Genomic DNA, 22,606 nt, shown 5'->3' with positions numbered 1-22,606 from the left:
GTTGCGCGCGGAGCGGGAAATCAGTAGGTTCAGCCTTTGGCATAACTTCGAAGGACAGCTCACCCGATGGACCTGCGCACACGCATCACCGCCGCGATGAAACAGGCGATGAGAGACAAGGATGCCGCCCGTCTTTCCACGCTGCGCCTGATCAACGCCGCGATCAAGGACCGCGACATCGCCGCCCGTGGCGAGGGCCGCGAGGACGGCGTCGGCGACGAGGAGGTGCTGTCGATCCTCTCGAAGATGGTCAAGCAGCGCCGCGAGAGCGTGAAGACCTACGAAGAGGGCGGGAGGCTCGACCTCGCCGCCCGCGAAGAGGCCGAGATCGCGGTGATCGAGGAATATCTGCCGCGCCGGCTCAACGAGACCGAGGTCGATGCCGCCATCGACAAGGTGGTGCGCGACACCGGCGCCTCCTCGATCCGCGACATGGGCCGGGTCATGGGCGAGCTGAAGCAGCGCTACTCGGGCCAGATGGACTTCGGCGCCGTGGGCGCCCGGGTCAAGGACCGGCTGGCGGGCTGAGGCTCAGCCGAACTCCTCCGCGACGGCGCGCCGATGGGCCGCCGCGCGGGTGGCGTATTTCGCCACGAAGCGGGTCTTGAAGGAGACCCGCCCGCGCCGGGCCCCGAAGTTTTCCCCGTGGTTCAACTCATAGAGCACCGCCGGTGCCGGCAGCGCGCGGAGCGGCAGCCCCGCGAGCCGCGCGAGATAGGGGAACATCCGGTGTTCGTGCTGCCACATCGCCCCGAGGAATTCCGCGCTTTGTGGCAGTTCGGGGTCGTGATGCAGCGCCGCGCAGGAGCCGCAGAGCTTCCAGAAGGCGCGCTGGCGCGGGGCCGCGAGGCTCGCCGGGCGGGCCACCGCGACCTCGCCCGTGGCGACATCGCGGACAAAGCCCGTCTCGACCAGCCAGCCCGGCCCCTGGCCCTCGAGCATCCGCGCGACCGTGCCCTGGCGCAGAAGGTCGTCGGCGTCGAAGCTCATGGCGAAGGCCGGGGCACCGGCGTTTTGGCCGAGGTCGCGGGCCAGCGCCGCGAGCTTGCGCCACTTGTCGTTCCCGGGTGTGGGGTCGTCGAAGGGCAGGTGGCGGATGCGGGCGTCCTCGGGCAGGGGCGGGGCCACCTGGCAGCAGATCACCGCCTCCCAGTTCGGGTTGTCCTGGGCGCGGAAGCTTTGCATCGTGCCCGCGAGCCGCGCGGTCACCGCCGCCCAGTCGCCGACCTGGGCGGGCGCGACCAGCGGGATGAGGAAGATCACCTTCTGCGCCGGGCGCCGGGGCGTGCCGTCGCGGGCCGCGCGCAGCGCCAGCGCCGCGCGTTCCGAGGCCTGCAGCCCGCCCGACCGCGCCACCGCCTTCGGCCCGAAAAGCCGCGCCGCGGTCAGCCGCTGCCAGCGCATGGTCTTGGGGGTCGCGGGCACCTGGGCCATCAGGCGAGCCCGATCCGGCCGAGCCGCTCGCTCAGCTCTGCAAAAAGCGCCTTGCGTTCGTCCTCCGAGAGGAAGGCGCCGATCTCCACCTCGCGGCCGCCGCCGGTCAGGGTGACGTAGTTCGGCACCGGCCCACCGGTCTGATGCAGCGCCACCCGCGCCCAATAGGGATTGCAGGCCCAGTCGCGCGCGTCGCCCTTGGGATCGTAGCGCACGAGTTGCAGCTCTTCTGGCGTGATCTTCAGGATCTCCAGGATCCGCCGGTCCGCCGCGTTGCGGCTCAGCGCGTAGTAGAGCCCCGCCGTGGCCAGGAGCAAGAAGGGCAGGAGCCCCCAGAGAAGCGCCGTGCCGAGGAGCCCGTAGAGCGGCAGGGTGGCCATGGTGAAGGTCGCGAGGACGAAGGCCGCGAAGCCCTTGGGCGGCAGCGAGTTATGCGGCCAGAGCGTGAGCTCTCCGGTCGGGGCCAAGGCGTCGTCATGGGTCCAGCGGTAGGGCATGGCCGGGTTTTAGCACCCCGCGCGTGGGTGTCGAACGGTGATTTGTCGCGGGATGGGGGGATGGATTGCGGTGGGGCGTGGTCTGGTGGGGCGCCTCGGGTGGTGCGCAGGGTCGCTGGTGCTGCCCGCGGCGTCTCGCAGTTTTCCAGAAACTGCAAAACATGCTGTTCAGGAGGTTCGGTGCGAGCCTTCTGTTCGGACTGGTTGAGAGGGCGGGCGGGTTAGACCTCACCACACATTCTCTCAAATCCACTGACACTCCGCACAACGCCGATCATCTGCGCCTTCTTGCGCCCGAATAGCACCGAAGGTGCCGGGCGCGCGCCGGACCGGCCCGATGGGCCGGCGCTCCTTGGGGTGGTGCGCTTCGTTCGCCTCTAGCCCTGACCTTGTTGGGATAAAGCGCCTCGCTCGGAGGTCGGCAGCGCCGGCCCCCGGTCCGGCGCGCGCCCTCTGTTCGGGCGGGTTGAGAGGGGGGCGGGTGCGGTCATTGATGAATGCACGTGGCGCCGTAGGTTCGTGCCGGGCCCGCGCTTCGAAGCGCTGCGTCTCAGGCTCTTGTTCCATCCTGGATAGGACGTGGGCAGCTGCGACGTCACCCTGCTTTCTCTGGAACACTTGGGCTCCCAGCACAACGCCGACCATCTGCGCCTTCTTGCGCCCGAACAGCATCGAAGATGCCGGGCGCGCGCCGGACGGGCCCGATGGGCCGGCGCCCTTGTGGGTGGCGCGCTTCGTTCATCGCTAGCCCTGAGCTTGTTGGGATAAAGCGCCTCGCTCGGAGGTCGGCAGCGCCGGCCCCCGGTCCGGCGCGCGCCCTCTGTTCGGGCGGGGTGGGAGGGGGGCGGGTGCGGCCTTTGGTGAGTTTGAGAGAGACCGTCTGTTGGTCCCGGGACCGCGTTTCGAGGCGTTGCGTCTCAAGACTTCGTTCATCGCTGGTCGGGAGGAGGGAAGGCCAACTTCCATCGGAAGGCTCTGGAACTCGCCCGCCTTCAGCGTCTGTCTCCTGATCACACGTGACCACCCGAGCCCATGCGCGCGCTCTGTTCAGAAACACCCTCCAAACCCAAACCGGACCCCCACACCCCCCCCAAACAAAAGGGGCCCCGCCGCAGCGGAGCCCCTCATTCTCAAACTCAACCCGAAGGAAGGATCAGTGGGCGTGGCCCTTGTCCCAGTCCTCCTGCTTCGGCAGCTGCTCGAAGGTGTGCTCCGGCGGCGGCGAGGGCAGGGTCCACTCGAGCGTGTCCGCGTATTCGTTCCAGGGGTTCGCCTCCTTGGCTTCCTTGCCCTTGAACAGCGCGTAGAAGATCACGCCGAAGAAGAACAGGAAGGACGCGAAGGAGAGGAAGGCACCCCAGCTCGAGACGTAGTTCCAGAGGGCATAGGCCTCGGGATAGTCGATGTAGCGGCGGGGCATCCCCTGGCGGCCCAGGAAGTGCTGCGGGAAGAAGGTGATGTTGGCACCGATGAAGAAGGTCCAGAAGTGCAGCTTGCCGGCCCACTCGGGGTACATCTTGCCGGTCATCTTGGGGAAGTAGAAGTAGATCCCCGCGAAGATGGCGAAGACGGCGCCCAGCGACATCACGTAGTGGAAGTGCGCGACCACGTAGTAGGTGTCGTGATAGGCACGGTCGACGGCGGCCTGGCTCAGCACAATGCCGGTGACGCCACCGAGCGTGAAGAGGAACAGGAAGCCGAAGGCCCAGAGCATCGGCGTCTTGAACTCGATCGAGCCGCCCCACATCGTCGCGATCCAGGAGAAGATCTTCACCCCCGTCGGCACCGCGATGACCATGGTCGCCAGCATGAAGTAGCTCTGCTGGGTCAGCGACATGCCCACGGTGTACATGTGGTGGGCCCAGACCACGAAGCCGAGCGCGCCGATCGCGATGATCGCCCAGACCATCGGCAGGTAGCCGAAGATCGGCTTGCGCGAGAAGGTCGCGATCACGTGGCTGATGATGCCGAAGCCGGGCAAGACCACGATGTAGACTTCCGGGTGGCCGAAGAACCACAGGATGTGCTGGTAGAGCACCGGGTCGCCGCCGCCCGCGGGATCGAAGAAGGTGGTCCCGAAGTTGCGGTCGGTCAGCAGCATGGTGATTGCACCGGCCAGGACCGGCAGCGCCAGCAGGATCAGCCAGGCGGTGACGAAGACCGACCAGGCGAAGAGCGGCACCTTGAAGAGGCTCATGCCCGGCGCGCGCATGTTCAGGAAGGTGGTGATCACGTTGATCGCGCCGAGGATCGAGGAGGCCCCCGAGACGTGCACGGCGAAGATCGCCAGGTCCATCGACAGGCCGCCTTCCCGCACCGAGAGCGGCGGGTAGAGCACCCAGCCAACGCCCGAGCCCAGCTGGCCGTTGCCGCCCGGCGAGAAGACCGAGCAGACCGCCAGCGTGGTGCCGGCCACGTAGAGCCAGTAGCTGAGGTTGTTCAGACGCGGAAACGCCATGTCCGGCGCGCCGATCTGCAGCGGCATGAAGTAGTTGCCGAAGCCGCCGAAGAGCGCCGGGATCACCACGAAGAACATCATCAGGATGCCGTGGCCGGTGATCATCACGTTCCAGAGGTGGCCGTTGGGCGTGCATTCGCCCGCGGCGGCAGGCAGGAGGCGGGCGCCTTCCATGCACATGTACTGCACGCCGGGCTCCATGAGCTCCATCCGCATGTAGACGGTGAAGGCGACGGAAATGAAGCCCGCCAGCGCGGCGGTCACGAGATAGAGGATCCCGATGTCCTTGTGGTTGGTGGACATGAACCACCGGGTGAAGAAGCCCCGGTTGTCTTCGTGTTCATGGCCGTGAATGGCGGCGTCTGCCATATAAGCCTCCTCAGCGTGACGGAATGGGGGGCGCGCGGCGCGCCCCCTTAATCGCGGGTCGTTTTAGGCAAATCGCTGCCGGGCGGCAATGACCGCTTTCGTCGCAGCGGGGATAAATTTGTCGCACGTTTGCCGCGCCTTTGTCCGGCGGGGGGCCCTTCAGCCCGCCCGCGTGACGCGTCCCTCGCCGGGCCGGAGCGGGCCGCCGGCCTCGGCGCCGGGATGGGTGGAGACCAGAAGCGCCCCCGCCAAGTCGATCTCGGCCGGGGTCGTGCCGGTGTTGAGCGCCACCTCGAGGCGCGTCTCGCCGAGCCGCCGGGTGTAGCGCAGGACCGCGCCCTCGGCCCGGACCTCCTCGAGGCTGCCGCGGGTCAGCGCCGGGGTCTCCTTGCGGAGCGCCAGGAGCGCCCGGGTGAAGGCCAGCATGCTGGCTTCGTCCTCCTCCTGGCGGGCGACGATGCGGGCCGCGCCGAGGTCCATCGGCAGCCAGGGTTCGACCGTCGAGAAGCCGCCGAAGGGGGCCTCTTCCCAGGCGATGGGCGTGCGCACCGGGTCGCGGCCAAGTCCCTGGCCGGGCACGTTTTTCTCCCAGGGATCCTGGACGCGATCGGGCGGGATCGCGACGTTCTCCATGCCCAGCTCGTCGCCCTGGTAGATCGTCGGCGTGCCGCGCAGGGTCAGCAGCATCAGCATGGCGTTGCGGGCCTGGGCGGGGCCGACGCGGCTGGCGATCCGGGCCCGGTCATGGTTGCCAAGCACCCAGTTCGGCCAGGCGCCCTCGGGCAGGGCGGCCTCGTAATCGGCGATCAGTCCCGCGAGGGTCTCGGCCTCCCAGGGCGCCTCGATCAGGAGGAAGTTGAAGGGCTGCTGGAAGGCGTCGAGCGCATCTCCGTAGTATTTCATCACCTGTGGGATCTCGCCGTAGGCCTCGCCCACGAGAAGCCGCGGCGGGTCGTATTCCTCGGCCACGGCGCGCATCTCGCGGGCGATCTCGAAGATCACCGGCAGGTGCTTGGTGTTGGTGCCGAGATGCGAGCGCGCGGGGCCCATGCTCTCGACCCACTCGGGGTTGGGCGGGTTGTCGCCCGCCTCGGGGTCGGGGGCCATGTTCTCGACCGCGTCGACCCGGAAGCCGTCGACGCCGCGGTCGAACCAGACGCGCATCACGTCGTACATGGCCGCCCGCAGCTCGGGGTTGCGCCAGTTGAGCGAGGGCTGCTCGGTCAGGAAGATATGCAGGTAATACTGGCCCGTGGCCTCGTCGAGCGTCCAGGCGGGGCCGGCGAACTCGCTGATCCAGTTGGTCGGCGGGCCGCCGTCCGGGCCCGGGTCGCGCCAGACGTACCAGTCGCGCTTGGGGCTGTCCTTGGAGGCGCGGGCCTCCTGGAACCAGGGGTGCTGGTCCGAGGTGTGGCTCGGCACGAAATCGAGAAGCACCTTCATGCCGCGGGCGTGGGCGGCGGCGGTCAGGCTCTCAAAGTCCTCGAGCGTGCCGAAGGTCGGGTCGATCCCGGTGTAATCCGAGACGTCATAGCCCGCGTCCTTCATCGGCGAGGGGAAGATCGGCGAGATCCAGATCGCGTCGATCCCGAGCCTTTCGAGGTAGTCGAGCCGGGATTCGATGCCCTTGAGATCGCCCACGCCGGTGCCGGTCGTGTCCTGGAAGGAGCGGGGGTAGATCTGGTAGATGACGCCGTCTTTCCACCATTCACGCATGATGCCTGTCCTCTGGTCGGTCTTGGGGTCGCACTGTGATTGGCCGCGAAACTGGCGAGATGTGACGGAAGATCAAGCGGGGATCCGGGGGAGAGGGCGGATTTTTGGTGGTGGAAGGGGAGGGCGCTGGGTTTGCGGGCGGTTTTTTGGGTGGGGGGTGGGGGTGAGGGCAGCGAGGCCGGGCAAGCTCTGTCGCTCCATTTCGCTGAAGAAATGGCGACGAACAGGCATTCCGCGCAGGGGTCCGCAGTTCCATTCAGGGGGCCGCAGTTCCATTGGCGTGCCCGAGACAAGTGCAGACTCTTTCTGCATGTCCAACTCAAGCGAGCCTGCGGAACTGAACCGCAGCCCCCGCAACCGGCCCCGCCTGCCACCCCTCACAGCAGAGGGCGCGCGCCGGACCGGGGGCCGGCGCTGCTGACCTCTGAGCTCAGCACTTTATACTAACAAGGTCATTGTTCACTGAGAGCTAAGCACGCCACCCCAAGGAGCGCCGGCCCAAGGGGCCGGTCCGGCGCGCGCCCGGCACCTTCGGTGCTATTCGGGCGCAAGAGAGCGCTTTGGCCCAAACGCGACACCTGCGGTGCTGTTCGGGCGCAAGAGGCGCGGGGTGTCTTGCGGTGGGAGGAAGCCCAGACTGGGCTTGCTGGTGCCTTGCACTTTCAGTGAGGTCTGGGCGGAAGACGGGCCGGGCAGGGACGGATTGATTTCGCGACGAGGTGCGTGCGCCGGATGGATCGGAACAGGCGATCAGGCTGGGGCAATTGTCCGAGGTTTGTAACAGCGGGGCGTCGACCTTCTCAGCAGAACCCGACCGCAACCAGCCCCTCCAGCCAACCCCCCGCTCAAACCTCCCCGAACACCTCCTCGAAACTCTTCCGAAGCGCCACGTCCACATCCGCCATGCTCACCGGCAGGCCGAGATCCACCAGGCTCGTCACCCCGTAGTCCGTGATCCCGCAGGGCACGATGCCCTCGAAGTGCTCCAGCTCCGGCTCCACGTTGATCGACAGGCCGTGGAAGCTGACCCAGCGGCGCAGGCGGATGCCGATCGCGGCGATCTTGTCCTCGGCGAGGCGCCCGTCCGCGAGCCGCGGCTTCTCGGGGCGTTCGATCCAGACCCCGACGCGGCCCTCGCGGATATGGCCGGTCAGCCCAAACTCGCCCAAAGCGCCGATCACCCAGGCCTCGAGCTCGGCCACGAAGCGGCGCACGTCGCGACCCCGGCGCCCGACGTCGAGCATCACATAGGCGACCCGCTGCCCCGGCCCGTGGTAGGTATATTGCCCGCCGCGCTTGCTGGCGTGCACCGGAAACCGCTCGGGCTCGCGCAGGTCCTCGATCCGCGCCGAGGTCCCGGCGGTGTAGAGCGGCGGATGTTCGACCAGCCAGACCAGCTCTTCGGCTGTGCCCGCGGCGATCGCCTCGGCGCGGGCCTCCATGAAGGCCACGGCCTCCTCGTAGCCGGTCAGCCCCTCGCTGATGCGCCATTCGACCATGTCTCGCGCCCCTTCCTCGTGCCGGGCCCGTCGCCCCTGCTGCCTCCCTTAGCGCCAAGCGGCGGCGGGTGGAACCCGGGCGGCCCCGGCCCGGTTGAGGCGAGGATGACAGGAAGGCCGCGCCGATGACCGGGACCCACAGCAACACCCACCGCATCGCGGTGCTTCTGAACCGGGCCTCGGGCGCCGAGGACAAGGGCGACGTCGAGGCCCGCCTCAAAAAGGCCTTCGCCCCGCATGGCGACCTCTTCGCGCTGTTTGCCTTCGACAAGGGCAGCGAGCTGATCCCCGAGTGCCGCCGCGCCATGCGCGAGGGCTTCGGCACCGTGGTGGCCGCGGGCGGCGATGGCACGATCTCGGGCGTCGCGCAGGAGCTGGCGGGCTCCGACCACCACCTCGGCATCATCCCCCAGGGCACCTTCAACTTCGTCGCCCGCGGGCTCGGCATCCCCGAGGACCTCGAAGAGGCCGTGGCGCTTCTGGCCCGGGGCACAACGCGGCCCTTTCCGCTGGGTGATCTCAACGGGCATCTCTTCGTGAACAACGCCTCGCTCGGGGTCTACCCGCAGGTCCTGAAGGAGCGCGAGGGCACCTACCGCCGCTGGGGCCGCTCGCGGCTGGCGGCGCATTGGTCGGTGCTCGTCACCTTCCTGACCTTCCGCCGCCCCCTGCGCATGCGGGTCTCGATCGGCGGCAAGGAGGTGCGCCGGCGCACGCCCCTGGCCTTTATCGGCCGCTCGGCCTTCCAGCTCGAGCACTACGGGCTCGAAGGCGCCGAGGCGGTGCGGGACGGCGCCTTCGCGCTCTATCTCGCGCCCGAGAGCACCCGCTGGCAGCTGCTCATGCGGGCGCTCCGGCTGGCCTCCAAGGGCATGGTGCTGAATCGCGACTTCGAGCTTTTCACCGGCACCGACATCGAGATTTCCACCGGCAGCAGCGCACGCTCGGTCGCCATGGACGGTGAGCGGCGGCGGATCACCGGGCCCTTCCGCTTCACCATGCGCCCCGACGCGCTGCGCGTGGTGGCCCCCGATCCCGCCGAGGCCACCGGCGACAGCGCAGGGCAGGCCAGCGATCCGGCCCCCGGGGGAGGCGGCAGCGGGAGCGCCGCGGCGTGACCCGGCTCGTGCATATCTCCGACCTGCACTTCGGGCGCGACCGGCCCGAGCTTCTGCGCCCGCTCCTCGAGGCCATCGACCGCGCCGGGCCGGACCTCGTCTGCGTCTCGGGCGATCTGACCCAGCGCGCGCGCCCCGGCCAGTTTCGCGCCGCGCGGCGCTTTCTCGACCTCCTGCCGATGCCCTGGATCGCGGTGCCCGGCAATCACGACACGCCGCTCGACAATCCGCTTTTGCGCTTCGCCCGGCCCTGGAGCCGCTGGCGGCGCTATCTCTCGCGGCAGACCGAACCGGAATGGCGCGGGGCCGACTGCGTGGTGGCGGGGCTGAACACCGCCGACCCCAAGGCTTGGCAGCGCGGGCGGCTCGCCGGGCGCGGGTTGTCGCGGATCCGCGGCGCGCTCTCCGAGGCGCGCGAGACGGGGCGCACGGGGCTGGTGATGATGCACCATCCGCCCGAGCAGCTGGAAGGCGACCGCAAGCGCCCGATGAAGGGCGCGCGGCGCGGGCTGCACCGGCTCTCGGAGATGGGCGCCGACGTGGTGCTCTGCGGGCACCTGCACGTCTGGCGCGCGCGGCCCGCGCGGCAAAGCGCGGGGCTCTTGATTCTGCAGGTCGGCACCGGGCTGTCGACCCGGGGGCGGGGCGAGCCCAATGATTTCAACGTCATGGACATCGACGCCGAAGGTCTCGCGCTCGACCGCTACGGCGCGGGCGCGCGGGAGACCGGCTTCACCCGGCTTTCGGCGCATCGATTCCGCAAGGAAAACGGCCTCTGGCAAAGCCTCTGAGCCGCGGATTTCGCCCGGGCGAAAAAATCGCGCGGGCCCCCCTTCACAAGCTGGAATCGCTCGTCTATACGCCCCGCTACCAAGTCACAGACAGTGCGGTCGTGGCGGAATTGGTAGACGCGCAGCGTTGAGGTCGCTGTGGGGTAAAACCCGTGGAAGTTCGAGTCTTCTCGACCGCACCATTTTCTCTCCGAAGAAAACTGACACCCGCGATGCGGCCCCCCGGAGACGGCGGGCCGTTCTGCGTTTCGGGCAAGTGTTGCGGGGCGCTGGCGCCTCCGTTCGCGGGCTCTCTAGCCCCCTAGGGATCAGCCCTGCGCGCGGCGCGCCGAAGGCAGCGCCGCGTCGGTATTGGCCGCGGCCTGCCGGTGCACCTCGTCGAGAAACCAGCCCACGAGCGCCTCGCGCCCGAACCGGGTCTCGCAGAGGCCCAGCAGGTCTTCGCGGTTCTCCAGAAAGGCCCAAAGCTCGAAGGCGGCATATTCCGTCCGGTCGGGCAGGCGGCCCATGTCGTCGAAGGCGAAATCGGACAGATCCAGGTACCAGTCACGGACCAGCGCGCGGATCTGCTCTTCCTCGTCGGTCATGGCCTGCTCCATTTCCGGTATATCGCTTTTGCATTATCGCAAGACGGCCCGAATCGCAAAGACTTCCGCCGCCTGGGACGGCGATTCGACGCAAGGCTTGCCGTGCTGTGGCGCTGTTGCTAGGCGCAGAGGATCGGCAGGGCGCAGGCCCCCAAGGAGACCCCATGCGCGCAGCGATCGGCACCAGCGACTACCATGTCCCCGGCGAGACCTTCATCAACCGCCATATCGCCCATCTCTTCGGCGGCGACACCTGCGTGATCGCCGGGCGCTGGGACGGCGCCAACCCCTACGACAAGCCGGTCTTCGAGCGCCGCGCGCGGATGGCGGCGGGCGACCTCGCGCAGATGCCCTTCTGGACCGGCTGGAACCGGCTGCGCCACAAGACCACGCGGCTGCCCTTCGGGGCGCAGAAGCGCGCGCTGGCGCAGTTCCTGCGCGACCAGAAGGTCGAGGTGATCCTGGCCGAGTTCGGCACCCAGGCACTGGCGCTGGCGCCCCTGGCCAACGAGATGGGCCTGCCGATCTTTTCCTATTTTCGGGGCACCGATGCTTCGAAGGCGCTCAGGCCCGCGCGGATGCAGGCGGCCTACCGGCTGATGATGCCGCGGCTTGCGGGGGTGATCTCGGTCAGCCAGTTCCTGCTCGACAACCTTGCGGCCCATGGGGTGAGGCACCCCAACGCCCATGTGATCCCCTCGGGCGTCGACGTGCGGCGCTTCACGCCGGGCGAGGTGCGGCCGCTCTCCTGCCTGGCGGTCGGGCGTTTCGTCGAGAAGAAGGCGCCGCTCACCACCCTGCAGAGCTTCGCCGAGGCGACGCGCGATCTGCCCGAGGCGCGGCTCGATTTCGTCGGCGACGGGCCGCTCTACCAGGCCGCCCGGGACGAGGCCGCGCGGCTCGGCGTGAGCGGCCAGGTCACCTTCCACGGCGCGCAACCGCATGAGTTTGTCCGTCAGAAACTCTCGGAGACCGAGTTCTTCCTGCAGCATTCCGTGACCGCCGCCGACGGCAATACCGAAGGGCTGCCCACCGCCATCCAGGAGGCCATGGCGGCGGGCTGCATCACCGTCTCGACCCGCCACGCCGGCATCCCCGAGGCGATCGACGAGGGCGAGACCGGCTTCCTGGTCGAGGAACACGACGCCGAGGGCTTCACCCGCGCCATGGCCCGCGCCTTCACCGCGCCCGACCGGGCGGAAATGGCGGCAAGGGCCCGCGCCGTGGCCGAGGCGCGCTTCGACAACGACCGGCTTCTGGCCAAGCTCGAGACGACGATCCGCGACACGCTTGCGGCGGGGCCGGGCTTCACAGCGCCCCGCACCCCGGGCTAAGCACCGAGGGAGCGACAGAAGGCGCGGCTCCATGCTGATCTACCGGATTCTCATCACGCTTTTCGCGGCGGTCGTGCTGACCCGCGCGGCGCTGCGCCAGGGGCGCGCGGCGCTGGCGGCGCGGCTCGGGCGCGGCGGTCCGCGCGACGGGGCGCGGCGGATCTGGCTGCACGCGGCCTCGAACGGAGAGCTTTCCTCGGTCCGCCCGGTGATCCGCGCGCTGGGGCAGGCGCGGCCCGACCTGGGGCTGGTGGTGACCTGCAATTCCGACAGCGGCGTGGCGCTGGCGCGCGAGATGGGGCTCGAGGCGCGGCTGGCGCCGGTGGACCTGGTCAGCACCACCCGCGCCTTCCTGAAGGGCTGGGGCGTGGTGGCGCATCTGGCGCTCGAATCCGAGCTCTGGCCGAACCGCGTCCTGCTGACCCCCGGACCGGTCCTCGTGCTGGGCGGGCGGATGAGCGCCAAGACCGCCGAGAACTGGGCGCGGCTGCCGAAGCTCGCCGCGCGGCTCCTCGGGCGCATCGCCTTTCTCTCGGCGCAGGACCGCGCCTCGCGCGACCGCTTCCTGTCGCTGGGCCTGCCCGAGGCGGCGGCGGGCCCGGTGACCGAGCTGAAGGCGCTCTACGACCCGCCCGCCGAGGGCCCGCCCGATCCCGCGCTCGAGGCGGCCTATCCACGCGGGCGGACCTGGCTTGCCGCCTCGACCCACAAGGGCGAGGAGGAGGCCGTGATCGCCGCCCACCTCGAGGCGCGGAAATCCGAGCCGGGGCTGCGGTTGATCCTGGCGCTGCGCCACCCGCATCGGGCGGGCGAGGTGGCGGCGCTTCTGCGCGCGGCGGGGCTTGATTACGCGCTGCGCTCGCGCGGAGATGCGCCGGCCGAGGTGCTCCTGGTCGACACCCTGGGCGAGATGCCGCGCTGGTATCGGCTGGCCGGCCGGGTCTTCATCGGCGGCACGCTGACCGACCGGGGCGGCCACACGCCCTTCGAGCCCGCCTGGTTCGGCGCGGCGCTCCTGCACGGGCCCGACGTGGCCAATTTCGCCCGGCCCTTCGCGCGGCTCCTCTCCGAGGCCGCCGCCGTCGAGGTCGAGGAGGCCGAGGACCTCGCCCAGGCGCTGACCGCCCTGGCCGACCCCGAGGACCAGGCCCGCGCCGGCGAGGCCGCCCGCAGCGCCCTGCGCCCCGAGGAGGACCTCGAGCGGCTGATGGCGCGGATCACGGCGGTTTTGCCGCGGTAACGCGGCGGGGAGGGCGTCTTGATCAAAGGCCCCTCCGCAATAAATATTACAGTATAAACGCTTACGGGCAGCAGGATGATCAACTACACCCTGAAATGCGCCGAGGGACACAGCTTCGACAGCTGGTTCGCCTCGGCCAAGGCCTTCGACGCCCTGGCGGCGCAGGGCCATGTGGTTTGCGCGGTCTGCGGCTCCGAACAGGTGGAAAAGGCGCTCATGGCGCCCGCGCTCTCGAAGTCCGAGGCGCGCGGCACGCCCGAGCCGCAGCCCAAGCGCGCGCTTTCCGAGCCGCGGTCGCAGGCCGAGAAGGCGCTGGCCGCGCTCAAGGCGCATGTGGAGAAGAACCACGATTACGTCGGGCGCGACTTCGTGCGCGAGGCCCGCGCGATCCACGACGGCGAGAAGCCGCAGCGCCCGATCTGGGGCGAGGCCCGCGCCGAGGAGGCCCGCCGCCTGGTCGAGGACGGGGTGCAGGTGGCGCCGCTGCCCTTCACACCCAGCCGCAAAAGCAACTGAGGCCCATATGACGCGCATCCTGGTAACCGGTTCAAATCGTGGAATCGGATCGGCTCTCTGTGCCGAATTCACCGACCGAGGCGCCGAGGTCCTGGCCACCGCGAGGGGATCGGGCGGGCAGATCGGCCTCGACGTGACCGATCCGGTCTCGGTCCGCGACGTCGCCGCCCGGCTCGAGGGCGAAGAGCTCGACGTCCTGGTCTGCAACGCCGGCATCTACCCCGACAAGGGCGAGGACCTGGCCGAGGGCTACCCCCGCGAGATGTGGGAGGACGCCTTCGCCACCAATGTCTTCGGCGTCTTCCAGAGCGTGCAGGCCTTCCTGCCGGCGCTGCGCCGCGCCAAGGCGGGGAGGGTGGCGATCATCTCCTCGCAGATGGGCTCGTCGGAGCGGGCGCCCGGCGGCAGCTACATCTACCGCGCCAGCAAGGCGGCGGCGGTGAACCTCGGGCGGAACCTCGCCGCCGACCTGCAGGAGGAAGGCGTGGCCGTCGGCATCTACCACCCCGGATGGGTCCGCACCGACATGGGCGGCGAGACCGCCGAGATCTCCGTGGAGGACAGCGCGCGGGGGCTCGCCGACCGCATCGACGGGCTCTCCCTCGACACCACCGGCCGGTTCGAGACCTGGGACGGTCGGCTGCATCCTTTCTGATGCTGCCCGAAGCGCCCGAGGACTTCCCCAAGGCCTTCGCCCAAGCCTGGGCCAGCCGCGAGGGCGCGGAGATCGGCGCGCTGTTTGCCCATGACGCGGAGTTCGTGAACGTCGTGGGCCTTTGGTGGCACGACCGGGAGGCCATCGCCCGGGCGCATGACTACGCGCTGAAAAGCTTCTTCGCCGAGACCACGCTCAGCGCCGGGGCGACCCGGGTGCGCGCGCTCGGCCCCGATCACGCGCTGGTGCAGTGCCGCTTCCGGCTGACCGGACAGACCGCGCCCGACGGCAGCCCGGCGGGGCCGCGTGCCACGATCCTCAGTTTCGTGCTCGAACGCCGCGAAGAGGGCTGGATCGCCCTGGCCGCCCAAAACACCGACATCGCCCCCGGCGCCGAGACCCATGTGAACCGCGACGGGCTCGGGGCTGTCGACTACCGCACATCAGGTTGAGGCGCAGGCCATCGCGCTCTCTTGCGCGGCTTATCCCCCGCGATTACACCGCCGGACGAATCGACCACCGGGAGCCCTCCATGCCCGTTCTCGTGATGAAGTTCGGCGGCACCTCCGTCGCCACCCCCGACCGCATCCGCCGCGCCGCCAAGCGCGTCGGCGTGGAGGTCGCCAAGGGCTATGACGTCATCGTCATCGTCTCGGCCATGGCCGGAGAGACCAACAAGCTCGTGGGCTACGTCAACGAGACCTCGCCCTTCTACGACGCGCGCGAATATGACGCCGTGGTCAGCTCGGGCGAGGCGGTGACCGCGGGCCTCATGGCGCTGACGCTGCAGGAGATGGACGTGCCCGCGCGCTCCTGGCAGGGCTGGCAGGTGCCGCTCAAGACCACCTCGGCGCATGGCGCGGCGCGGATCGAGGAGATCCCGACCGACAATATTACCGCCAAGTTCGGCGAGGGCATGCGCGTGGCCGTGGTCGCGGGCTTCCAGGGCGTCAGCCCCGAGGGCCGGATCACCACGCTGGGCCGGGGCGGCTCGGACACCACCGCGGTGGCCTTCGCCGCCGCCTTCGGGGCCGAGCGCTGCGACATCTACACCGACGTCGACGGGGTCTATACCACCGATCCGCGGATCTGCGAGAAGGCCCGCAAGCTCGACCGCATCGCCTTCGAGGAGATGCTGGAGCTGGCCTCGCTCGGCGCCAAGGTGCTGCAGACCCGCTCGGTCGAGCTGGCGATGCGCTACAATGTGAAGCTCAGGGTGCTCTCGAGCTTCGAGGAACAGTCCGACGAGGCGGGGACCCTCGTTTGTCCGGAGGAATTGATCATGGAAAGCAAGGTCGTCTCGGGTGTCGCCTATTCCCGCGAGGAGGCGAAGGTCACGCTGGTCACCATCGCCGATGTGCCCGGCATCGCGGCCTCGATCTTCGGCACGCTGGCCGATGCCGGGGTGAACGTCGACATGATCGTGCAGAACGTCTCCGAGACCGGCTACCAGGGGCTGAAGGAAGGCGTGACCGACATGACCTTCTCCTGCCCGAACGACCAGCTCGCCCGCGCCGAGAAGGCGCTGGAGGCGGCGCGCAGCGAAGGCCGGATCACCTTCGAGCGGCTGGAGACCGAAACCGAGGTCGCCAAGGTCTCGGTGGTGGGCATCGGCATGCGCAGCCACGCCGGCGTGGCCGCCAAGATGTTTGAGACGCTGGCCCAGGAAGGCATCAACATCAAGGTCATCGGTACCTCCGAGATCAAGATCTCGGTGCTGGTCGAGCGCAAGTACATGGAGCTTGCCGTGCAGGCCCTGCACGACGCCTTCGAGCTGGCTGAGGCCTGACGCCCAAAGACAGGGCAGGGCGGGGCGACCCGCTCGCCTTACGCGGGAGTCCCCTTTTCCTTTCCGCGCCGCATGCCCTATGAGTGGTGGGCGGATTTTTCTTCATGGGTTTATGACATGCCAGATCGCGGGGTCGGAGAAAGCGAGAGCCGGAAGCTCCTGCGCCGTCTGCGCGATACCATGGCCGAAGAGGCGGCGGGCCAGGCGCGGCTCGACAAGATCACCCATCTGACCGCCGATTCCATGGGGACCGAGGTCTGCTCGATCTACCTCTTCCGCGACGAGGTCACGCTGGAGCTCTGCGCGACCGAGGGCCTGAAGGAGGCTGCGGTCCACCAAACGAGGATGAAGCTCGGCGAGGGCCTCGTGGGCCGGGTCGCCAAGGCCGGCAAGGTGGTCAACACCGCCGATGCGCCCGCCGCGCGCGGCTTCCGCTACATGCCCGAGACCGGCGAGGAGATCTATTCCTCCTTCCTCGGCGTGCCGATTCAACGGCTGGGCGAGAAGCTCGGCGTGCTCGTGGTGCAGTCCCGCACCGCGCGGGAGTTCACCTCGGACGAGGTCTATGCCCTCGAGGTGGTCGCCATGGTGCTGGCCGAGATGGCCGAGCTGGGCGCCTTCGTGGGCGAGGGCGCGGCGCTGGCCGCCCGGCACACCGAGCCGCGGCTGATGCGCGGCACCATGGGCCAGGAGGGCGCCGCCGAGGGCCATGTCTGGCTGCACGAGCCCCGCGTGGTGGTCACCAACCTTGTCGCCGACGATCCCACCAAGGAACGCGCCCGGCTCGAGGAGGCGGTGCAATCCCTGCAGGTCTCGGTCGATGACCTCTTGGCCTCGGCGGTCGATCCCGAACAGCGCGCGGTGCTGGAAGCCTACCGGATGTTCGCCGCCTCCAAGGGCTGGATGCGCCGCATGGAAGAGGACATCGACCGCGGCCTCTCGGCGGAATCGGCGGTGGAGAAGCAGCAGTCTCTGGCCCGCGCGCGGCTGGCGCAGGCGCCCGATCCCTACCTGCGCGAGCGGCTGCAGGACCTCGACGACCTGTCGAACCGGCTTTTGCGCATCCTGACCGGGCAGGGCAACGAGACCGGCGCCGAGATGCCCGCCGACCCGATCCTGGTGGCGCGCAACATCGGCCCCGGCGAGCTTCTGGAATACGGCCGCGCGCTCAAGGGCATCGTCCTCGAGGAGGGCTCGGTCGGCAGCCATGCCGCCATCGTCGCCCGGGCCCTGGCGATCCCGCTGGTGATCCATGCCGGCGGCGTCACCACCGAGGCGCTGAACGGCGATCACATCATGGTCGACGGCGACCAGGGGCTGGTGCACCTGCGCCCCGACGACACCGTGGTCGGCGCCTTCCGCGACAAGATGGCGATGCAGGCCAAGGCGCTGGAGCGCTACGCCTCGATCCGCGACACGCCCTGCGTGGCGGCCTGCGGCACCCGGGTGCATCTGAACATGAACGCGGGCCTCATGGCCGATCTGCCGAGCCTCGAGGGCTCGGGCGCCGAGGGCGTGGGCCTCTTCCGCACCGAACTGCAATTCCTGGTCCGCAACCAGATGCCGAAGCGCACCGAGCTCGCCGCGCTTTACGCCCGGGTGCTCGACGCGGCCAAGGGCAAGCGGGTGAACTTCCGCACCCTCGACATCGGCTCGGACAAGGTGCTGCCCTACATGAAGCCCAACGACGAGCCGAACCCGGCGCTGGGCTGGCGGGCGATCCGGGTCGGGCTCGACCGGCCCGGGGTGATGCGGATGCAGCTGCAGGCGCTTCTGCGCGCCGCGGACGGGCGGCCGCTGACGGTGATGTTCCCCTTCATCGCGCAGTTCGACGAGTTCCGCGCCGGTCGGGCCGAGATGGACAAGGCCATCGCCCGCGAGCGGCGCTTGGGCCATCCGATCCCCGAGCACATCGAGGTCGGCGCCATGCTCGAGACCCCGAGCCTGGCTTACGCGCCGCGCAAGTTCTTCGAGGAGGTGGATTTCCTCTCGATCGGGGGCAACGATCTCAAGCAGTTCTTCTTTGCCGCCGACCGCGAGAACGAGCGGGTGCGGCGGCGCTACGACACGCTGAACACCTCCTTCCTGACCTTCGTCGAGGGCATCGTGACGCGCTGCCGCGAGATCGGCACGCCGCTGTCCTTCTGCGGCGAGGACGCCGGCCGGCCGATCGAGGCGCTCTGCCTCGCCGCCATCGGGGTCGAGACCCTGTCGATGCGCCCGGCTTCCATCGGGCCGGTGAAGCACCTGATGATGCGGGTGGACCTGAAGGCGCTGAAATCCGTGATCGACGATGCCCGCGACGGCGGCGCGCAGAGCGTGCGCCCGGCGGTGATGGAGCACCTGCGGGAGTTGGATTAGGGCGGGGCGGGGCTGTCCTGCCCGACATTTGTTCCCTCGCGCACCTTTTTGCGCCGGAACAGCATCGAAGATGCCGGGCGCGCTTCGGTTCGAAACGCCGCGCTGCACCCGGCGATCCCCCTTGCGCCCGAATAGCATCGAAGATGCCGGGCGCGCTTCGGTTCGAGACGCCGCGCGGCCCCCTGCGATGCCCCTTGCGCCCGAATGACACCGAAGGTGCCGGGCGCGCCTCGGGTCGAGACGCCGCGCGGGCCCCGGCGATCCTCCTTGCGCCCGAACAGCATCGAAGATGCCGGGCGCGCGCCGGACCGGCCCCTTGGGCCGGCGCTCCTTGGGATGGCGTGCTTAGTTCAAAGCCAGTCCTGACCTTGCTGGGATAAAGTGCCTTGCTCAGAGGTCGGCAGCGCCGGCCCCCGGTCCGGCGCGCGCCCTCTGGCGGGGCGTGTTGTTGGGGTGGTGAGGGTGGCGCGATTTGATGCGGGGGCACTTCGATAGAGCGGGAGGAAGGATTTTTGAGGTTGGGGTTTGTGCGGTCAGGAAGTGGTGCATTTCGGGGGCAGAGCGGGTCGTAGTGGCGGCACTGAGCTCGCTTCAAGTTTGAGGTGTAAGGTGCTGGAAAGGTTGTGTAAGCCGCCGCGCCAACACCTCGCACCAATACTCCCGCTCACGCCCCCTCCACCCCCCACCTCCCACGCCAAACTATATCCGCCATGCACCCACCGCATGGCGGCATTCGCGGGAAAACCTCTCTCGGCGGTTTCCCGCGCGGCGGAAATGGTCTAAACGCGCGCCTTTCGCTGCAGATGTTCCGAACCGCACGAGGCTCCGATGACCCGCGCTCTCCTGGCCCGCTTCGCCGATACGCTCACCTCCACCGAGCTTCACTACAAGCCCATCGCGCAGGCCTCTGCCGGTCAGCTCAAGACCGAGATCCTCTCGGGTCTGACCGTGGCGCTGGCGCTGGTGCCCGAGGCGGTTGCCTTCGCCTTCGTCGCCGGCGTGCACCCGCTGGTGGGCCTCTACGCGGCCTTCCTCGTGGGCCTCGTGACCGCGCTGATCGGCGGCAGGCCGGGCATGATCTCGGGCGCGACCGGCGCGCTGGCGGTGGTCATGGTGGCGCTCGTCGCCCAGCACGGGGTGGAATATCTCTTCGCCACCGTGGTCCTGATGGGCATCATCCAGGTCACGGCGGGGGCGCTCGGTTGGGGCAAGTTCATCCGGCTGGTGCCGCATCCGGTGATGCTGGGCTTCGTGAACGGGCTCGCCATCGTGATCTTCCTCGCGCAGCTCTCGCAGTTCCAGGTGCCCGGCACCGCGGAGGTCTCGGGCCATGGTGCCTCGGGCGGGGCCTGGCTGCCGATGACGCAGATGGTGCCGATGCTGGGGCTCGTGGCGCTGACCATGGGCATCATCTGGGGCCTGCCGAAGATCAGCCGCGTGGTGCCCGCGCCGCTTGCCGGCATCGCGGTCACCGCGGCCATCGTGATCGGTTTCGGCATCGATGTGCCGCGGGTCGGTGACCTGGCCTCGATCCAGGGCGGGCTGCCGAGCTTCCACATCCCCGCGGTGCCGCTGACCCTCGAGACCTTCGAGATCATCCTGCCCTACGCGGTGATCCTGGCTGCCATCGGCCTGATCGAGAGCCTCCTGACCCTGAACCTCGTGGGCGAGATGACCGGCCAGAAGGGCGGCGCCAGCCAGGAGTGCATCGCCCAGGGCGCGGCCAACACGCTGACCGGCTTCTTCGGCGGCATGGGCGGCTGCGCGATGATCGGCCAGTCGATGATCAACGTGAAATCCGGCGGCCGGACCCGCATCGCGGGCGTCGCTGCGGCGCTGTTCCTGCTGGTCTTCATCCTCTTCGCCGCGCCGCTGATCGAGCTCATCCCGCTGGCGGCACTGGTGGGCGTGATGTTCATGGTGGTGATCGGCACCTTCGCCTGGAACTCGCTGAAGATCCTGACCCGGGTGCCCAAGATGGACGCCTTCGTGATCCTGCTGGTGACCGTGGTCACCGTGCTCGAGGACCTCGCGGTGGCGGTGGTCGTCGGCGTGATCGCCTCGGCGCTCGAATACGCCTGGACCAATGCCCGGCGCATCCACGCCAAGAGCTACGACACCCCCGAGGGCGCCAAGGTCTACCAGGTGCAGGGCCCGCTCTTCTTCGGCTCCGCCGAGGGCTTCATCGAGCTCTTCGACACCGAGAAGGACCCCAGCCTTGTGATCGTCGATTTCGCCGAGAGCCGGGTGGCCGACCAGTCCGCGCTGCAGGCCATCGAGGCCGTCGCGGGCAAATACGAGGCCCTGGGCAAGCGGATCGAGCTGCGGCACCTCTCGCGCGACTGCCGCTGGCTGTTGAAGCGCTCGGGCCACCTGATCGTGCCGGCGGAGGACGACCCCGACTACGGCATCGCCGCGCATTACGGCGTGCGGACGGGGATCATCGGGGGGCACTGAGGGCTTCCGGTTGGCGCGGGAGGCAAAGCCCGCGCCTTCTTGCGCCCGAACGGCACCGAAGGTGCCGGGCGCGCGCCGGCCCGGCCCGATGGGCCGGCGCTCCTATGGGTGGCGCGCTTAGATCGTCTCTCGTCCTGACCTTGCTGGGATAAAGCACGCAGCTCAGAGGACAGCAGCGCCGGCCCCCGGTCCGGCGCGCGCCCTCTGGTGCGAGGGGTGTGAGGGGCGCGCGGCAAAAACCTAGGTCTCTGCCCCACGCCCCTCATCCTCACCCGTTCGCCTCCGCCACCCGCTCCAGCGCGGCCACGTCGCCCGCGGTCAGCGCAGGCAGGGCTTTAGCGATGCGCGCGGCGGGCCAGTCCCACCAGGCCAGGCGGTTGAGCGTGGCGACCTCACCCTCGGAGTAGCGCATCCGCACCACCCGCGCGGGGTTGCCGGTCACCACCGCGTAGTCGGGCACCTCCCCCCGGACCACCGCGCCCGCGCCGACGAAGACGCCGTTGCCGATCCGCGCGCCGGGGCAGACGAGCGCGCCGTAGCCGAGCCAGACGTCATGGCCGACCTCGGTGTCCCGGCGGTCGGGCGCATAGCCGTGCATGGCCTCGGGGTCGAAGACCTGGAAGGGAAAGCTCGAGAGCGCCCGGGTCTCGTGGTTGGCCGAGGCGCCGACGAAGCGCACCCCGTGGGCGATCTGGCAGAACCGGCCGATCCGCAGATGCTCCTCGGCGAAATCGAAGAGATAAGGGGCGAGCCGCGAAGCCCAGCCGCCCTCGGGCGGCGGGTCGAAATCCGAGGCATAGGTGTAATCGCCGATCTCCATCCGGGGATGGTCGATCACCTGGTTCAGGAAGACGGTGCCCCGGTGCAGGGTGCCATCGGGCAGGGTGATGGGATGCGCGGCGCGCGGGTCGGGCAGACGGGCAGGCATGGAGAGCCTCCTTCGACGGAACAAAAACTCGGGTTCTCGATCAAAGGTGCTGGTCCATCGCTCCCTCCCTTACGTGCCCGCCCTTAGTGCCAGCTTTCGTGCGCGCCGTCGAGCCGCCTTATTCGCCGGGGCGCTTCAGCGAGAATTTCTCGCGCACCACGGTGTAGTCGCGGTAGCCCATGCGGCTCAGCGGGTTGAAGCGCAGGACGTCGAAGATCCCGTCGACCAGGCAGTCGTCGCGCAGGTGCACGCCGGTGACCTCGCCGAAGACGGCGAAATTGGCCTCGCCCGGCAGCTCGAGGATCTGCGTCAGCTTGCACTCGAGGTTCGCCGGCGCCGCGGCCACCCGGGAACAGGCGATGGTGTCGCATTCGGCCTTCTCGAGGCCCGCGAGCTCGAACTCGTCCTTTTCCTTGTCCCAGGGGCCCGAGGTCGTGTTCATCGCCTCGCGCAGGGCATATTCCACGATGTTCACGCAGAAGACCCCGGTGTCGCGGATATTGGCGACGCTGTCCTTGGTGTCGCCGCGGTCTGCCTTGGCCGAGGTCGAGGCGAACATCACCTGCGGCGGCACATAGGCGACCGCGTTGAAGAAGGAATAGGGCGCGAGGTTCTCCGAACCGTCCGAGGCACGGGTCGAGATCCAGCCGATGGGACGGGGGGTGACCACCGCGTTGAAGGGATTGTGGGGCAGGCCGTGGCCGTCTTCGGGGCGGTAGAACATGGAACCTCCTTGGCGTCGTCCGTGCCGCAGATAGAGCGCGTCGCGCCGCCGAGGGCAAGCCGCGCGGCAGGTTTGCCGCCCCTCGCGGGCCGTGCTAGGCGGGGCGTCGGTAGATCGGGCAGCTGGGGCGGAC

The 22,606-nt window shown here is 69.2% G+C and carries 18 protein-coding genes, 1 tRNA gene and 1 pseudogene; 12 read left to right on the top strand and 8 right to left on the bottom strand.

Annotated elements, in window-relative coordinates; genetic code table 11:
* Positions 1 to 66: 66 nt before the first annotated feature.
* Positions 67 to 528: a GatB/YqeY domain-containing protein gene (locus LR948_RS00460; RefSeq protein ID WP_232751947.1), complete on the top strand. Its 462-nt coding sequence runs from the start codon at positions 67 to 69 to the stop codon at positions 526 to 528.
* A gap of 3 nt (positions 529 to 531) precedes the next feature.
* On the opposite strand, the gene LR948_RS00455 is transcribed toward LR948_RS00460, so the two are convergent.
* From LR948_RS00455 to lipB, 5 genes and pseudogenes are all read right to left on the bottom strand, one after another.
* Positions 532 to 1,434, bottom strand: coding sequence for a hypothetical protein (locus tag LR948_RS00455; RefSeq protein ID WP_232751946.1), 903 nt, complete (start codon positions 1,432 to 1,434; stop codon positions 532 to 534).
* Entirely contained in the window at positions 1,434 to 1,931 is a 498-nt protein-coding gene (locus tag LR948_RS00450) for a DUF2244 domain-containing protein (RefSeq protein ID WP_232751945.1), read from the bottom strand. The genes LR948_RS00455 and LR948_RS00450 overlap by 1 nt, the downstream gene beginning before the upstream one ends.
* Before the next feature lie 1,153 nt (positions 1,932 to 3,084).
* Positions 3,085 to 4,758: a cytochrome c oxidase subunit I gene (gene ctaD / locus LR948_RS00445; protein ID WP_232751944.1), complete on the bottom strand. Its 1,674-nt coding sequence runs from the start codon at positions 4,756 to 4,758 to the stop codon at positions 3,085 to 3,087.
* 159 nt (positions 4,759 to 4,917) lie between these two features.
* Positions 4,918 to 6,474: an alpha-amylase family glycosyl hydrolase gene (locus LR948_RS00440; protein WP_232751943.1), complete on the bottom strand. Its 1,557-nt coding sequence runs from the start codon at positions 6,472 to 6,474 to the stop codon at positions 4,918 to 4,920.
* Positions 6,475 to 7,319: 845 nt separating this feature from the next.
* Positions 7,320 to 7,982 (bottom strand): annotated as a pseudogene (gene lipB, locus LR948_RS00435) (lipoyl(octanoyl) transferase LipB); the annotation flags it as partial.
* A gap of 116 nt (positions 7,983 to 8,098) precedes the next feature.
* Here lipB and LR948_RS00430 point away from each other — a divergent pair.
* The 3 genes from LR948_RS00430 (at position 8,099) to LR948_RS00420 (ending at position 10,064) form a co-directional block, all read left to right on the top strand.
* Complete coding sequence (locus tag LR948_RS00430) at positions 8,099 to 9,091, top strand: diacylglycerol kinase family protein (protein WP_232751941.1); 993 nt, start codon at positions 8,099 to 8,101, stop codon at positions 9,089 to 9,091.
* Positions 9,088 to 9,882, top strand: coding sequence for a metallophosphoesterase (locus LR948_RS00425; RefSeq protein WP_232751940.1), 795 nt, complete (start codon positions 9,088 to 9,090; stop codon positions 9,880 to 9,882). The genes LR948_RS00430 and LR948_RS00425 overlap by 4 nt, the downstream gene beginning before the upstream one ends.
* Positions 9,883 to 9,977: 95 nt before the next feature.
* A tRNA-Leu gene (locus LR948_RS00420) sits at positions 9,978 to 10,064 on the top strand.
* Positions 10,065 to 10,190: 126 nt separating this feature from the next.
* On the opposite strand, the gene LR948_RS00415 is transcribed toward LR948_RS00420, so the two are convergent.
* Complete coding sequence (locus tag LR948_RS00415) at positions 10,191 to 10,469, bottom strand: hypothetical protein (protein ID WP_232751939.1); 279 nt, start codon at positions 10,467 to 10,469, stop codon at positions 10,191 to 10,193.
* 164 nt (positions 10,470 to 10,633) lie between these two features.
* Between LR948_RS00415 and LR948_RS00410 the strand changes: the two genes are divergently transcribed.
* From LR948_RS00410 to LR948_RS00375, 8 genes are all read left to right on the top strand, one after another.
* Entirely contained in the window at positions 10,634 to 11,803 is a 1,170-nt protein-coding gene (locus tag LR948_RS00410) for a glycosyltransferase (RefSeq protein WP_232751938.1), read from the top strand.
* 31 nt (positions 11,804 to 11,834) lie between these two features.
* Complete coding sequence (locus LR948_RS00405) at positions 11,835 to 13,043, top strand: 3-deoxy-D-manno-octulosonic acid transferase (protein WP_232751937.1); 1,209 nt, start codon at positions 11,835 to 11,837, stop codon at positions 13,041 to 13,043.
* 75 nt (positions 13,044 to 13,118) lie between these two features.
* A complete protein-coding gene (locus tag LR948_RS00400) occupies positions 13,119 to 13,559 on the top strand; it encodes a DUF1178 family protein (RefSeq protein WP_232751936.1) in 441 nt (146 codons plus the stop codon).
* 7 nt (positions 13,560 to 13,566) lie between these two features.
* Entirely contained in the window at positions 13,567 to 14,214 is a 648-nt protein-coding gene (locus LR948_RS00395; RefSeq protein ID WP_232751935.1) for an SDR family oxidoreductase, read from the top strand.
* Positions 14,214 to 14,666: an SgcJ/EcaC family oxidoreductase gene (locus LR948_RS00390; protein WP_232751934.1), complete on the top strand. Its 453-nt coding sequence runs from the start codon at positions 14,214 to 14,216 to the stop codon at positions 14,664 to 14,666. Before LR948_RS00395 ends, LR948_RS00390 begins: the two co-directional genes overlap by 1 nt.
* An 80-nt stretch (positions 14,667 to 14,746) precedes the next feature.
* The gene (locus LR948_RS00385) at positions 14,747 to 16,003 is read left to right on the top strand and encodes an aspartate kinase (protein ID WP_232751933.1); all 1,257 of its coding nucleotides are present in this window, start codon (positions 14,747 to 14,749) and stop codon (positions 16,001 to 16,003) included.
* Positions 16,004 to 16,120: 117 nt separating this feature from the next.
* Entirely contained in the window at positions 16,121 to 18,364 is a 2,244-nt protein-coding gene (gene ptsP / locus LR948_RS00380) for a phosphoenolpyruvate--protein phosphotransferase (protein ID WP_232751932.1), read from the top strand.
* A gap of 828 nt (positions 18,365 to 19,192) precedes the next feature.
* Complete coding sequence (locus LR948_RS00375) at positions 19,193 to 20,821, top strand: SulP family inorganic anion transporter (protein WP_232751931.1); 1,629 nt, start codon at positions 19,193 to 19,195, stop codon at positions 20,819 to 20,821.
* A 268-nt stretch (positions 20,822 to 21,089) separates the two neighbouring features.
* On the opposite strand, the gene LR948_RS00370 is transcribed toward LR948_RS00375, so the two are convergent.
* Both LR948_RS00370 and LR948_RS00365 read right to left on the bottom strand, forming a co-directional pair.
* A complete protein-coding gene (locus LR948_RS00370; protein WP_232751930.1) occupies positions 21,090 to 21,749 on the bottom strand; it encodes a CatB-related O-acetyltransferase in 660 nt (219 codons plus the stop codon).
* A 118-nt stretch (positions 21,750 to 21,867) separates the two neighbouring features.
* Positions 21,868 to 22,473 (bottom strand): flavin reductase family protein, encoded by a 606-nt coding sequence (locus LR948_RS00365; protein ID WP_232751929.1) that lies wholly within the window; start codon positions 22,471 to 22,473, stop codon positions 21,868 to 21,870.
* Positions 22,474 to 22,606: the final 133 nt, after the last annotated feature.

This window comes from Roseivivax sp. GX 12232 (assembly GCF_021272185.1).
Taxonomy (GTDB): Bacteria; Pseudomonadota; Alphaproteobacteria; order Rhodobacterales; family Rhodobacteraceae; genus Roseivivax.
The sequence above is the reverse complement of the archived record's forward strand: the minus strand, read 5'-3'. Positions and strand labels throughout refer to the sequence as shown.